Genomic DNA, 14,141 nt, shown 5'->3' on the forward strand with positions numbered 1-14,141 from the left:
ACCCAGATTTAAATGTAATCCGATTCAAGTTTCAAAATGCTTAATATAGTCCTGTTCGAGCCAGAAATTCCGCCTAACACCGGTAACATCATTCGGCTGTGTGCCAATACTGGATTTAACCTTCATATCATAGAGCCTTGCGGTTTTGAGTTAGATGACAAAAGGCTCAGAAGAGCAGGGCTCGATTACCATGAATTTGCGGCACTGAAAATTCACAAAAATTACCAGACATTTCTGGATAATGAATCACCACAAAGATTATTTGCCTGTTCTACCAAAGGCAGAGCAAACCCGACTCAGGCGCAATTCGCAGCAAATGATTATTTATTGTTTGGTCCCGAATCTCGGGGACTGCCAGTTGAAATATTGGAAAGCTTACCCAAAAGTAACATACTCAGACTGCCAATGATGGAAAATAGTCGCAGCCTGAACTTATCTAACTGCGTGGCCGTTTTTGTTTACGAAGCATGGCGTCAGCTAGATTTCAAAGGGGCATTTTTGCCTGAAGATTAATGCAAAAAATTATGTTTTGAAAAAACAGTGAGTAGACTGTTAATCACCTTCGACTTTAAGATCTCGAGTTAACAGCTCTCTTGCCGCTATTTTAGGGTCTTGATTTTCGTATATGATCCTGTAAATAGCCTGGCAAATAGGCATGTCCACTTCCAGCTTGTTAGCCAGATGGAAAACTTCCTTTGTGTTTCTCACACCTTCAACAACTTGCCCAATCTCCTTCGCAGCTTGCTCGACGCTAGCTCCTTTACCAAGAGCGAGTCCAAAGCGACGATTACGTGATTGATTATCGGTACAAGTTAAAACCAGATCACCCAGCCCAGCCATACCGGTAAAAGTTTCTTTGCGTCCACCAAGCTTCTCGCCCATACGCATCATCTCGGCGAGCCCTCTGGTGACCAGAGCAGTCCTGGCATTAGCACCAAACCCCAGCCCATCTGCCATACCGGCACCGATAGCCACTATATTTTTAAAGGCTCCACCAAACTGCACGCCTTTTAAATCGGAAGACAAATAGATACGGAAGGTTTCATTGACCAGACGTTGACTCAGGTCAGAAGCAAACTGGCCGTTATCAGAAGCCAGAGTGATCGCTGTTGGAGAGCCCACCGCCAGCTCTTTGGCAAAAGTAGGCCCCGACAAAACAGCTTTGGCACAACTTTCGCCAAAAACCTCGATAACCCTTTTTTCCAGAAACTCTGCAGTTTCTGGCTCAACCCCCTTACAGGCCCAAACGATACGAGCATCTTCAGCGACCAGCGGTTTAAGCTTAACAAGAGTACTCGAGAAAGCATGGCTTGGAGTCACTACCAGTATATCCTGTACGCCTTTAACCGCTGCTTCAAAACAACTGGTTAACTCAAGGCTTTCAGGAAGAGGTACACCGGGGAGGTATTTTGCATTGAATCCCGACTGTTTGGCGTCTTCAATTTGTTTGGCATCTCTGCCCCAAAGAGTCGTCGGGTTGCCATTTTTGGCAAGCAAGATAGCTAATGCGGTACCAAACGAGCCTGCGCCCAGTACCGCAATAGGTCTTTTAAATATATCCGTCATTAATTCACTATCACTTAGCGTGGGTAGAAATTACTGTACGGTTTCAGAGCCTGCGTTTTCGCCTTGAGCTTCTGCTTGCTGCTGTGCTTCAGCTTGTGCACGCTGCATTCTTTCCATGTAAAGTCCCATGAAGTTAACCGGAGTCAACTGAATTGCAGGGAAACCTGTACGACCGATAAGGTTAGCAATAGCTTCGCGAACATAAGGGTAAAGAGCTTCTGGTGCTGCTGCACCTAAAAGTTGATGCGTTTGCTGCTCATTGAAGTCTTTAATAAAGAAGATACCTGCTTGCTGAACTTCAGCCAAAAACGCAGTCTTCTCTTCAACTTCTGCGCTTAAAGTTACGCTCAATACAACTTCAAAGTTATTGTCAGCAACTAAACGAGACTTGCTGTTCATCTCCATTTTTACCTGAGGCTTGAACTCGACATTGAATAGCTCTGGTAAATTAGGTGCTTCAAATGAAATATCTTTTACATAAACGCGCTGTACCGCAAATTGAGGAGCTGCTTGTTGACCCTCTGCCGCTGCTTCCTGATTATTTTCTACTTGATCTGTCATGATTTCTCTCTTTTATTCCAAAAATTAATTATCTTCTGGTATTTGCCCTGGAAGCGAAATTGGCAAGTATTATTCTACTCACCCCCCTTTAACTACTTCACTACGGGTAAATTATCCCCAATCCAAGACGCCATCCCTCCAGCTAGCTTGTGAACCTGTTGAAAACCTGCTTTGTTCAGGATTTGACAAGCCGCAGCGACCTGGATGCCGTTAGCGCAGACCATAATAATGGGACTGTCTTTATATTTTTCAAGGTCTTTTGTATTTTCTTTTATTTTACTCAGGGGTATATTCAAAGCTCCCTGTATATGTCCTTTGCCAAAATCAGCCTGCCCTCGAATATCAACCACTACTGCATTCTCTCTATTTACCATATCGGTAACCATCTGAGTTGTCAGTGATTTTGGGCCGTGAGCTGTGATTTTGATTTGAATACTTAGCAACACAATAGCAACAACCAGCCACGCACTGGAAAGCTGCCAGTTATCGATTGCAAATTGTACAAATTCGTTCATAAATTACCTTAAATATCTGTTTGGACGAATACCTTTTCGTCGCCTGAAACCTTTTGAAATCAGGCTAGGGGCTGAGCATTATACACACACTGCATGTAGTGATCTATTGACTTACAGCGCTATTTTGAAAAGCCTTGGCTCCATAAAGTTATCCAGAAATAAACAAAAACGCCAGGCAATGCCTGGCGCCATAATTAAAAACACTGGAAACCTTATTCAGAGGGCTCCACCTTTAATGTCGCTCCATCAGTGTCTGTTATTCTCACCAACCGGCCTTCCTCCATGTCATCGCCCTCAACTCGCCAGAAAGTATCATCAATTTGAATTCGGCCAACGCCATTAACAATAGCCTCCTTCAATGGCACTTTGCGTCCCACAAGCGCCTTTCCTCTTTGATTCAAAGTGCCGGACTCAGTGTCATCATCTGGGCTACTTTTACGTAATTTTTTCCAGGCAAAAATACTGGCAAATGAAATGAGAGAGAAAATTAATACCTGCCATTCCCATCCCATTTCTGGAAAAAGGAACAACAACCCGCCCACAATAATTGCCCCAAAGCCAAACCACATTAAAATGGCTCCCGGCGCAAGCATTTCCAGAATAACGAGTACGAGTCCAAGCACCATCCAATGCCAGTAAACCAGATTCTCTAACATATTTATCTCCTCAATCACTGCGACGACTTAGCTTTTTACTGCCTTGGCAATTTCCGCAATACCTGCAATAGATCCAATAACAGAGCCGGCTTCGAGCGGCATCATAACCAGTTTGCTGTTTTCAGCTTTGCCTATTTCTGTAAGTGCATCGATATATTTTTGCGAAATGAAATAATTGACCGCTTGAATATCACCTTTCGCAATCGCTTCAGAAACCATATTGGTTGCTGCAGCTTCCGCCTGGGCTTGCCTTTCTCTGGCCTCTGCTTCCAGAAATGCGGCCTGTCTTTCCCCTTCTGCTTGGCGAATTTCAGCTTCTTTTTCACCCTCAGCTTTCAAAATTGCAGCCTGTTTAAAACCTTCCGCTTCAAGAATATTGGCACGCTTAAGTCTTTCTGCCTTCATTTGTTGTGCCATAGCATCAACAAGATCCTTCGGCGGCAAAATATCCTTGATTTCGATTCGAGTGACTTTGACCCCCCATGGATTTGTAGCTTCATCTACGATGCCTAAAATGCGTGCGTTAATCTGATCTCGCTTAGACAACATTTCATCCAGATCCATAGAACCCAGTACCGTACGAATGTTAGTCATGACAAGATTTTGCATTGCCCTTTCCAGATCATTTACTTCATAGATAGCTTGTGCCGAATTGACTATCTGATAAAAACAGACAGCATCAATTGTTACCGTCGCATTATCTTGAGAAATAACCTGCTGCTCTGGAATGTCCAGTACCTGCTCCATCATATTGACTTTCGCGCCAACGGTTTCGATAACAGGTGTGATCCAGTTAAAACCCGGACGTAAACTCTTGGTATATTTTCCAAATCTCTCTACCGTGTATTCATGACCCTGCGGAACCGTTTTGGCGCCAAGAAAGACAAGAAAAACAATTACCCCTAAAATACCTAAAACTATATATCCTGCGTCCATATCTGTTCCTTTATCTGGTTAGTTTAATTGTTTACAGTCGTTATTCTTTGTTAACGATTGTTTACTTCAAATATTCCGCCTCAACTCCAAACCACTAATTAACAATTACCGCAGTATCATCGAGCCCTTTGCTATCACTGTTAACAAAACGAAACTGATTAAACCCTACTTTAATCATATCGCCATCAGCCAGCTTCTCTCTGCTTACTTTGCGTCCGTTAAGCTCAGTACCATTTGTGCTTTTTAAATCTTCAATATAGATGTTTTCAGCCCCGTCAAGGTATGGGTCTGCTTCAACAACAAGACGAGCATGCTTGGAACTAACCGATTGGTCGTCAATTTGAATATCACAATCCTTTGCTCGCCCCAGGATAATAACTTCATCGTTAATTTCCCATTTGTTGATAACAACATCTTCAACAATAAGTGCCAGGTAAGCCATTAATAACTCCGCTTTAATTTAAAGTGATTTGTCTTAAAAATGAATAAAATTTCAATCTGTTTCTTGCAAGGTTGAAATAATCCCCAAGGTTAGATTATCTCGACTACCTTCAGCCATAGCCCTTCTCACCATAGGTTCAACAACGGTGTAACCCATTGCTGCCTGCGCTAAAAATCCGGCCATTTCACCATCGGAAAGGCTTTCATGCAGTCCGTCAGTCGAAGCAAGAAGCGCATCTCCTGTATTCAGCGACGTACTTCCGGAGTCCACTTCAATGTTCGCTTTGACGCCTACCGCCCTGGACAATAGATGCCTGGTATTTGAACGTCTGGCCTCCTCCTGGGAAATCGAGCCTTTATTTAGCAGGTACTGAATCATAGTATGGTCTTCTGTTAACTGCTGGAGTTCATTTTTCCTCAGTCGGTAAAGCCTGGAATCTCCAACCCAGGCAAAAGCAACAAAGTTTTGCCAACAGACCAGTAGTACCCCTGTAGTCCCCATTCCAAGATATTCTTCATTGTTTCTGGCCGCCTCAAAAATCAGGCTATTAGCCTCTTCAATTATCTTCGCTAAATATTGTTCGCTTTGTTGTGCTTTTGGTTGCTCATGCAAATTACTCAGCCATTTCTGCAAAGACTGTTCGGCATGCTGAACAAACATGCAACTGGCTACTTCGCCAGCTTTGTGGCCTCCCATGCCATCAGCTACAGCCATCCAGAGCAAATTTCCCTTCGCAACATCAGAATTTTCAAGACTTCCATACCGAATTGCATCTTCATTATTCGGTCTGACTTTGCCCTGTTCGCATATCGCCTGAGCTCTAAATATCATACTATCGGCGCCTTTCTAAAATCTCTCTTCAATGCACTGATTAGTGCTTGTTTGAATTCAAGCATAGTTTGAAAGCGCTTGCTCGCATCTTTTTGTAACGCTTTGTTGGTAATTCTGACCGCGCTTGCGGGAAGCTTACTATCCCAGCTGCGGACTGATTCCTGTTTACTCTTGGTAATATGATAGGCAACACTGGCAATGGACTCTCCCCCAAACGGCAAGTGACCGCTTAATAACTGATAGAAAGTTACTCCCAGACTAAATATGTCACTGCGGCCATCAACTTTTTTCCCCATCACTTGCTCTGGCGACATATAGAATGGACTTCCGACGATAGTACCAGTACGAGTTTTGCTTTGATCAGTAACATAGGCAATGCCAAAATCAGTCAATGTAACTCGCTGAATATCATCATCATAGATAATATTTGCCGGCTTAATATCCCGATGCACCACATTTTGTTTATGTGCATAATCGAGCGCATCGGTAATCTGTATCATTAACTGGTAAACCAAAGGTACCGGTAGCCGGCTTTCAGGTTTTAAAAAGTTGGATAATGGCGCACCGGTAAGGAGATCCATCGCGATATAGCCAAGGTCTCCTTCTTCACCCACATCATAAATAGTGACTATGTTTGCATGACTTAAATTACCGGCAGTTTCGGCTTCTCTGAAAAAACGATCTTTATTCTCGGTAAAATGTTCGTCTGCATCTTCAGCGCATAGCTGAAGAGTTTTGATTGCAACGTGACGATTAATCTTTGGATCAACGCCCTGAAAGACAATCCCCATGGCACCGCGCCCAAGCACCCCCTCAACCTGATAGCGTCCAAAGCTTTCAATCTGGAAAATAGGATTAGTTACACTTCCCGGAGACGTTTGTCCTGGCTGGATAACTAGTGTTGAGTCAAGCCCATCTTTATTTTCGCTTTCTTCTAACTGGCGATACTCGTTGAGTTTATCAAGCGCTCCCTTATGACCACTTGTTCTGCGCTCATGCCATTCAAATAGCTTTAGGGCAAAGGTCCGGTTATTTTCCGCTTCAGCGCGTAATCCCAGATCAAAAAGGGTTTCACTTAACTGCTCTCCTGGCTCAACACTTTCCAACCAGGGCTGAATCTTTTCAAAATCTCTCGCCTGATAAAGATATGGCGCCGTTAGCGCCAATAAACGCGATTGCTCGGCTTGCAAGCGGGAAAAACGGCGATATTCATAAAAATACGCATTGACCAGAATAAATACGATGGCGAGCAAACTGGCTAGAGGGATCACGGAAAACCACTGGTGCTGAGTAAAAGCCAGATATTGACAAAGTACGAGAAGAGTCACTATACCGCTAATGCTGACTATTTGGACAACGCCCCTTTGCCTGGCAACCAAAGTCGCAGCCAGGGTGAGCAGGACCCAAAGAAAAGTATTGAGCAAAATGGTCGCCCAGCTTTGAGTCAGATAGTTTTTCTGTTCCAGTCGAGCGACAATCTGGCTTAAAAGCTCATCAATCTCAAAACCAGAGTGCTGCAATAGTATTAGATTTGGCGCGCTTTGCGGCTGCATTTGTAAAAGTGAATCTAGCCCAATAGTGTCAACAGCCTTGCCTCCGCCGTAAACTTTCCCGTTATACCCCAACGGATAAAATTGCTCACCAACGGTTAATGCCAAATTTGCTTGCGCACTGAGCTCAGGCTGGGCCTGACCAACACCCGCCAGTATCCAGGCTACGGCAGCTGGCTGAAAGTATTTTCCGCTGTGCCATAGTGCGGAAAAAGCAGCATCACGACTCATTAGCGGTGCCACTACAACATCATTGTCGGTTCTCCAGGTCAGCTCTTTGTCATCTTGGAGATATCGCCATCCGTGCCCGATAAATGTCCAGCTATCAGCTCTTGCAAAGAGTCCATTCTCAGTAGTTTGCCGGGTACTGAGTATAACCAGGTTGTCTAACTGATTTTTACCAACGGATGACTCCAGTACTCCGGCTATGCTATTCAGCCATTTTTCTGGAGCCTTAGATGATAGAATAAATTTTGTTTGTGGTAAGCGATTGATTAATCTGATTAAGCTTTCTCTGTCTGAAAGCTCAACCTTGACACTGGCGGCTTTGGAAGTGTTTTCTTGCTGAGGAAAGACACGATAAAGCAAATCACGATTCCACTGTTCAACTACTGAAAATTGACCGCCCCATAAAAGTCCGAAAACCGCCACAAAGCAGATCAATAACAGGTAAAACCAGCCTGTATGGTGGAAGGGTAAAACTCGGCTGTTAGTCATGAGAAAACAACGGCTCCAATAGTTATTATCTTTATATGGGCAGCGGCTATGTAATTAAGCTTATATATTCTGTCATTAAGCTGACATGCAGTCATTAAGCTGGCATGGGCAAAAGCCAATAAGTGCTATTAGCCAGTAAAAAGGTCATTATAGGCAAGTTGCCTCGGGGTGTTTAGCAATAATTCACAAGTTACCGACCTAAATCACAATCTGAAAGCTTTCCGGGCTACTCGCTTTCGTTTCCCGCTGAGAGCCACATTCGAATAACAATAGTGTATAATCGTGCGTCAATTAACCATCCAAATTAATGAAAGAAGTAAATCCAATGCAAAAGCGACCTATAGCTTTGATTATTATGGACGGCTGGGGATACAGTGAATCAGCCGAATCTAACGCTATTATGGCGGCCCAAACCCCAAACTTTGATCAACTATGGCAAACCTGTCCTAAAACATTGATCTCAGGTTCTGGACTGGATGTAGGCTTGCCAGACCAACAAATGGGCAACTCTGAAGTAGGCCATTTAAACCTCGGTGCCGGCCGCGTTGTCTACCAGGATTTTACCCGTATTACCAAGTCTATCAATGATGGTGAGTTTCAGAAGAACCCTGCTTTGGTCGAAGCGATGGATAAGGCCATTAGCGCAGGAAAAGCGGTTCACCTCATGGGCCTACTGTCAGATGGTGGTGTCCATAGTCACATAGATCACATTATTGCAGCAATGAATATGGCCAAAGATAGAGGAGCAAAAGCAATTTACCTGCATGCTTTTCTTGACGGCCGTGACACTCCTCCTCAGAGCGCAGCCCAATATTTAGAAAAGATCGAACAGCAGGGCGTCGGCCGTATCGCAAGCATCACTGGCCGCTATTATGCGATGGACCGTGATCAACGCTGGGAAAGAGTGCAGGCAGCTTATGAAGTAATTACTACTGGTCAAAGTGATTATCGAGCCGATTCTGCCGCAGCTGGACTCGACGCCTCCTACTCACGTGAAGAGTTCGATGAATTTGTAAAGCCTACCGTTATTGGTCAGTCTGTACCTGTTGAATCCGGGGACGCAGTAATTTTTATGAATTATCGTGCAGATCGCGCTCGTGAAATGACTCGCGCATTTGTAGATATAGACTTTGAAGGTTTTAAACGTGAGCGGTTAGACGTACATTTTGTCATGTTGACTCAGTACGCAGCAGATATTAAAACCAGTTGTGCGTACGGCCCTCTCCACTTGCCTAAAGTACTTGGCGAGCATTTGCAAGACCTGGGCAAAACTCAATTACGGATTGCTGAAACAGAAAAATACGCTCATGTAACATTCTTCTTTAACGGCGGAATCGAAGCCCCTTTTCAGGGAGAAGACAGAGAGCTTATCCCCAGTCCTAAAGTAGCAACTTATGATTTGCAACCGGAAATGAATGCACCGTTGCTTACCGACAAATTTATCGAAGCTATCGAGTCAGAAAAATACGACTTTATTATCTGTAATTTTGCCAACCCTGATATGGTAGGCCATACCGGTAACTTTGCCGCAACCGTTAAAGCAATTAGCTGCCTGGATGAGTGCCTCGGACGTATTATCAGCAAACTGAAAGAAAAAGGCGGAGAAGCTTTCATCACAGCAGACCATGGTAATGCAGAAAAGATGGAAGACCATACTACAGGCCAACCTCACACAGCCCATACCAATTTTCTGGTACCTTTTATCTATGTTGGACGGCAAGCCAGACCGAGCAAAGAGAATGGAGTCCTGTCCGACGTAGCACCCACGATGTTAAAGGCCGCCGGATTACCAATACCAGAAGAAATGACTGGAACACCACTAATGGATATCACTGAGTAGTGGGATTTCATTGAGAAAATAATGAATTGACAATAGAATCAACGGGAGGAAAGACCTCCCGTTTTTCTAATAACAAAACACGAAAATACAGATAATCATTAAATGACTTTCTATTAAACTATCAAGGTTGCTTTTTGAAATTTAATTTAGGGAAATATTTATTGCTTGGACTCATTGCCACTTTTTCGCAGAATGGCTACGGGACTGGGAATGATCCTGAAAAAGCAGAGCAGGAACTGGTCCAGCTCAAAAAAGAGATCAAATCTTTACAGGCAACGCTAAAAAGCAAGCAAAAACAACAAAGTGCAGCACTAAAACGTCTTCAGTCGTCAGAAAAACAGATAGCAACAACCTCAAAAATACTGCGCTCGACCCTACGCCAGCTTTCACAAAAAGAAAGAGAACTAAAAAAACTGAGGCGTCAGCAAAAAAACCTTGAATCCAGCAAAAAAGAGCAAAAAGCAGCCCTCGCTTCGCAAATTCGTGCCGCTTATATCAGCGGTAGTCAGGAATACCTTAAAATGCTACTCAACCAGGAAGATCCAGAAGCATTGGGCAGAATGCTGGTGTACTACGATTACATGAATAAAGCTCGATCTCAAAAGGTTGCTAAACTGCAAAAAACACTTTTGGAGTTGGAGAACATCGATAAAACTATCCAGGAAGAAATTCGCAACCTTAATCTTTTAAAGCAATCAAAAGAGGAAGAAAGCGAGCGCCTTAATAAGCTGAAAAATAAGCGTAAGCAAATTGTTGATAACCTCAACAAAGAAATCGACGCGAAGAACGAACGATTAACCGAACTACAAATTAACGCAAAAGAATTACAGGAGTTAATTGATAGTGTTCGCGAGGCAATAGAAAAAGTTGATTTTTCCCAACCAATGGAAGGTCTCAAAAAATTAAAAGGTAAGTTGAACTGGCCAACCGCTGGAAAGAGAATCCGTAGCTACGGTTCCAGATTGGCTGAAGGATTACGCAGTAACGGCGTTGTGATAGGCGCGAGCGAAGGTAAACCGGTTAACGCAATACATTATGGAAGAGTCGTCTATGCCGACTGGCTAAGAGGCTTTGGCCTGCTAGTGATTCTAGATCATGGCGAAGGCTACATGAGTTTATATGGTTATAATCAGGCACTTTATAAACAGGTAGGCGACTGGGTTGAAGCTGGCGAAGCTATTGCGACAGTCGGTCAAAGTGGAGGCCAGCATCAACCCGGTCTTTACTTTGAACTCAGACATCAGGGCAAACCATTTAATCCCGGAAGGTGGTTTCGCTAGCCCCTGCTTTTTTGATAATCTAGTTCATCTTTGTTTACAATGAAGTTAATCGTTCAAAGAAATTGAACACTTGGAACAAGGGAGTAACCAGTGATACTTTCAACACAAGCGGCCCCCTATCTGATAGAACTAATTCAAAAGGGAGCACAATTCCATCCTCATTATGGAAATCGGCTTGCCAATCATTTGCCGATGGCGCTAACGGCGCTTTGTCAACTTGGAGCAGATAGCTCCCGTCTTGAGACTTTCTATCAGTACTACGCCAAAAAACTGATAACTTTTGAGCGTCAGGATCTTGCTAGCGATTTCAACTTCGACAATGATCTCGGTGATACTTCCTACTTCCCACAATACCTCGCTTATTTTGAATTTCAAATAGCAAAATACGGAATTGAGAAAACTGTAGCCAAACATATTGACCGACTGATCCCGGGTGTCGCTGCGTCAGCATTTCATGCTTTAATCCGTTTAGCTTACGCACTAGAAGTTAAACAACCGGATGAAGTTGCCATGGCTCTGGCTTTTTGGAGCGCAGATTACCAGTTTTTGGGAACCTGTGAATTTTTTGGTTCAGCGAAAAGTTATAGCAATCAGTCTCCACTCGAAATACTTAATAGTCAGCAACATTTTTTTGAACAGCTTCACTTTGAGAAAGGAATCATCGTTGACCGAATGAATCAGGTTTCCGCTGCCACAAACTGGGAAACAACCCCCTTAGTGCCACAGTCGTTAAACCTGGAAACCATCGCTGCTATAGCCATTCGTTTGTATCTGCGCGATAAGGATTTCACTCTGCTCCATGGTGTTACCGGAACGCACGCATTACGAGTTCTTATGCCCTATATTCAAAAGCAAGATCTGGCGTTGAAATATTTCTGGATCGCCTATTGGGCTGCATATCAAACCACTAAAACCTGGGAAGTATCTTCAGAAAATAAAATAACGAAGATGGACGAGAATGAAATTTCTTTAATAAAAAAACAGGCGGTGAAATCTGACAACGATCATACCATAAAGCTGGTATACAGTTGCTTTCAGGAATATAAACATTACAACAATACGGACTTCTTACTCGCAGCAAAAGATAAAATTTAATTGTTCATTTGCTAAGTTAAAGGAATACAACGTCCATTCTGATTCAGTATTAAAGGATTATCATCAGACTCATCATATCGAAGCACCGGCGCTTTCTGAAATCGATATTTAGCCCACTCCTGACGAAACACGTTTTCTTCTCGAATAGCCTGACCTTCCGAGTCAAAATAAAGCCAACTTCCTCTCATCTTATGTTTGGCATGGACCAACTCATGATAAAGGTTTTGTAGCGCAGTATACTCTATATAATCTCTTCCATTCATCGCCAATACACAATGGCTTCCGCGGTCATCCATATCGAGAAAAAACTTTATATAAGCTGATGCGCCAACACCGTTGATTAAATTATCAGAAATGTCAGCTCCGGTAACACCAGCAGAAATATAGGCTGAGCGACTGTGGTGAATTAGTAGTGAATAGGAGGAGTTCACAATTGAGTCTATTAACTTTTCTCCCGACTCGGTGAGAGTGATTTTATCCAGCCAATCAAACAACTTGACCGCTTGCCCAAAATTTTGAACTCGCAATTCAATCGAGTTTCTATAGGTGTAGTATTCATATCCATCATATTCATTGGAAGAGAGTTTCGTGGCAAACAGACTACCGCAGAGTAAACTGCAAAAGAAATAAAAAACAAAATTCCGGCGACAAGAATTATTATTTACACGACTTGATAACATAGGCTTTCAAATAAGAATCGTTAAATGCCTTATTAAAGCTTAGTCAATAAATTCAGATAAATCTAAACAACTTTATGACACGTCACAACCCTGCAAGACAAGAGGGTTCGCTATATTAAAGAGCTGATATCCGCTTTAATGTCTAACACGGCGATTTCTCTTATTGATGAAGTGTCAGTTCAATAAGCGACTTATTGTTATTCTTGTTCCAATATTGAGGTGCTCAATATCGAGCTTTAAACCTTGATACTCGCATAGTCTTTTAACCAGAGAAAGTCCAACTCCAAATCCCTGACTTTGGCTTCCCTTAACCCAGGTATCTGTGACATTCCTCTTTAATTTTTCATCAATGCCATCACCAGAATCTTCAATTGATAGTTGATTATTGGAAAATCGAATCGCAACCTCGCCCCGTTGCGTATACTGAAAAGCATTTCCGATTAAGTTTGTCAGTAGAATATGAAGTTCACTTTCTCCGATATTTAATTTATCGAATCGCTCAACATGAATTGCTATTTCAACCGGCTTACCTTGAAGCAAATGAGACTGTTGAACTATTACTTTTTCCAATACTGGAAGCACCAGAGTTTCGCAACAACTGATTGCTTCATTCTCTCTAGACAATGAAAGCAAGGTGCTAACTGTTTGTTCCATTTGTGTACAGGCATTTATAATGCGATTGAGCTTTTGCTTTTGGTCCACTTCCAGTTTATCAATATCCTGAATCAATAGCTCAGTTGCGCCTCGAATGACCGCTACTGGCGTGCGTAATTCATGACTCGCATCCCGAGAAAAATTTTGTTCTCGCTCGATGAACTTCTGAATTCTCGACATATAACCTTCAAGCGCATGGGCCAGTTGCCCGATTTCATTGTTCGGGTACTCCTGTTTAAAGTTTTCTCGAACTTCATCTGGTTCCAGATTGCTAATAAAATTGACCAGCTCGGTAAGCGGCTTTGTTGTCCGCTGAGCTATTCGAGCTCCCCAAAAAATAGCTAGTAAGGAAATCAGTAAAGTCCAGACAGCTAGAAACCAGATAATCGCTTCACGGCTGGAACGCACCATAAGCATTTCACTAACCTCTGCGACTAGAAAGGGTCCTTGACTACCACTGAAGCGGTAGAGATGATAGTAGCGCTCATTCTCTCCTCTGACTTCTCGACGTTCGGGCTCTTCGATAAGCACAGCTCGAATCTCCCCGGGAAATTCTTCAAGCCTCTGGTAAAGCTTGATATATTCGGCTCGTGGTGTTTTCCATTCCTTTGTTTTTTGAAATTCCTGTAAAAGATAACTCGCTTCCTCTTCCAGCCGAAGCTCAAAATATTCATCTTCTAACGCATACAAATTTAGAAAATTCAAGCCGCTAAATAACACGGAAAGTAAAATAGCCATGCCAACAAAGTGACGAACAATTGTTTTTCTTAAACTGACGCTAGGATGATATAAGCTCAATATTTTATCCTTGCTAAACA

14 protein-coding genes are annotated in these 14,141 nt (G+C 43.0%); 4 read left to right on the forward strand and 10 right to left on the reverse strand.

Annotated features, from left to right (window positions below; translation table 11 throughout):
• Positions 1-36 precede the first annotated feature (36 nt).
• Positions 37-513 (forward strand): tRNA (uridine(34)/cytosine(34)/5-carboxymethylaminomethyluridine(34)-2'-O)-methyltransferase TrmL, encoded by a 477-nt coding sequence (gene trmL, locus IYN84_RS09150; RefSeq protein WP_196138899.1) that lies wholly within the window; start codon positions 37-39, stop codon positions 511-513.
• A 39-nt stretch (positions 514-552) separates the two neighbouring features.
• On the opposite strand, the gene gpsA is transcribed toward trmL, so the two are convergent.
• From gpsA to IYN84_RS09190, 8 genes are all read right to left on the reverse strand, one after another.
• Positions 553-1,566 carry an NAD(P)H-dependent glycerol-3-phosphate dehydrogenase gene (gene gpsA, locus IYN84_RS09155; RefSeq protein ID WP_196138900.1) on the reverse strand — a complete coding sequence of 338 codons (1,014 nt, stop codon included), beginning with the start codon at positions 1,564-1,566 and terminating at the stop codon, positions 553-555.
• Between the two features lie 30 nt (positions 1,567-1,596).
• Entirely contained in the window at positions 1,597-2,127 is a 531-nt protein-coding gene (gene secB, locus IYN84_RS09160; protein WP_196138901.1) for a protein-export chaperone SecB, read from the reverse strand.
• 92 nt (positions 2,128-2,219) lie between these two features.
• Positions 2,220-2,642, reverse strand: a complete 423-nt coding sequence (locus IYN84_RS09165; RefSeq protein WP_196138902.1) for a rhodanese-like domain-containing protein — start codon at positions 2,640-2,642, stop codon at positions 2,220-2,222.
• Positions 2,643-2,854: 212 nt separating this feature from the next.
• A complete protein-coding gene (locus tag IYN84_RS09170; RefSeq protein WP_196138903.1) occupies positions 2,855-3,298 on the reverse strand; it encodes an NfeD family protein in 444 nt (147 codons plus the stop codon).
• 27 nt (positions 3,299-3,325) lie between these two features.
• Positions 3,326-4,234: an SPFH domain-containing protein gene (locus tag IYN84_RS09175; RefSeq protein ID WP_196138904.1), complete on the reverse strand. Its 909-nt coding sequence runs from the start codon at positions 4,232-4,234 to the stop codon at positions 3,326-3,328.
• 94 nt (positions 4,235-4,328) lie between these two features.
• Positions 4,329-4,676: an FHA domain-containing protein gene (locus IYN84_RS09180; RefSeq protein WP_196138905.1), complete on the reverse strand. Its 348-nt coding sequence runs from the start codon at positions 4,674-4,676 to the stop codon at positions 4,329-4,331.
• Between the two features lie 51 nt (positions 4,677-4,727).
• Positions 4,728-5,507, reverse strand: a complete 780-nt coding sequence (locus tag IYN84_RS09185) for a PP2C family serine/threonine-protein phosphatase (protein WP_196138906.1) — start codon at positions 5,505-5,507, stop codon at positions 4,728-4,730.
• On the reverse strand, positions 5,504-7,774 hold the full coding sequence (locus IYN84_RS09190) for a serine/threonine-protein kinase (RefSeq protein ID WP_196138907.1): 2,271 nt from the start codon (positions 7,772-7,774) through the stop codon (positions 5,504-5,506). The genes IYN84_RS09185 and IYN84_RS09190 overlap by 4 nt, the downstream gene beginning before the upstream one ends.
• Before the next feature lie 325 nt (positions 7,775-8,099).
• Between IYN84_RS09190 and gpmI the strand changes: the two genes are divergently transcribed.
• The 3 genes from gpmI to IYN84_RS09205 all read left to right on the forward strand — a co-directional run bounded on the left by gpmI (position 8,100) and on the right by IYN84_RS09205 (position 11,989).
• Entirely contained in the window at positions 8,100-9,614 is a 1,515-nt protein-coding gene (gpmI, locus tag IYN84_RS09195; protein WP_196138908.1) for a 2,3-bisphosphoglycerate-independent phosphoglycerate mutase, read from the forward strand.
• 134 nt (positions 9,615-9,748) lie between these two features.
• Positions 9,749-10,894, forward strand: coding sequence for a murein hydrolase activator EnvC (locus IYN84_RS09200; protein WP_196138909.1), 1,146 nt, complete (start codon positions 9,749-9,751; stop codon positions 10,892-10,894).
• A gap of 90 nt (positions 10,895-10,984) precedes the next feature.
• Positions 10,985-11,989 (forward strand): questin oxidase family protein, encoded by a 1,005-nt coding sequence (locus IYN84_RS09205; RefSeq protein ID WP_196138910.1) that lies wholly within the window; start codon positions 10,985-10,987, stop codon positions 11,987-11,989.
• 11 nt (positions 11,990-12,000) lie between these two features.
• Here IYN84_RS09205 and IYN84_RS09210 read toward each other — a convergent pair whose 3' ends face one another.
• Both IYN84_RS09210 and IYN84_RS09215 read right to left on the reverse strand, forming a co-directional pair.
• Positions 12,001-12,516 (reverse strand): M91 family zinc metallopeptidase, encoded by a 516-nt coding sequence (locus IYN84_RS09210; protein ID WP_210330365.1) that lies wholly within the window; start codon positions 12,514-12,516, stop codon positions 12,001-12,003.
• Between the two features lie 327 nt (positions 12,517-12,843).
• Complete coding sequence (locus tag IYN84_RS09215; protein ID WP_196138912.1) at positions 12,844-14,121, reverse strand: HAMP domain-containing sensor histidine kinase; 1,278 nt, start codon at positions 14,119-14,121, stop codon at positions 12,844-12,846.
• Positions 14,122-14,141 lie beyond the last annotated feature (20 nt).

The organism is Aliikangiella sp. G2MR2-5 (assembly GCF_015687155.1).
Lineage (GTDB): Bacteria > Pseudomonadota > Gammaproteobacteria > Enterobacterales > Kangiellaceae > Aliikangiella.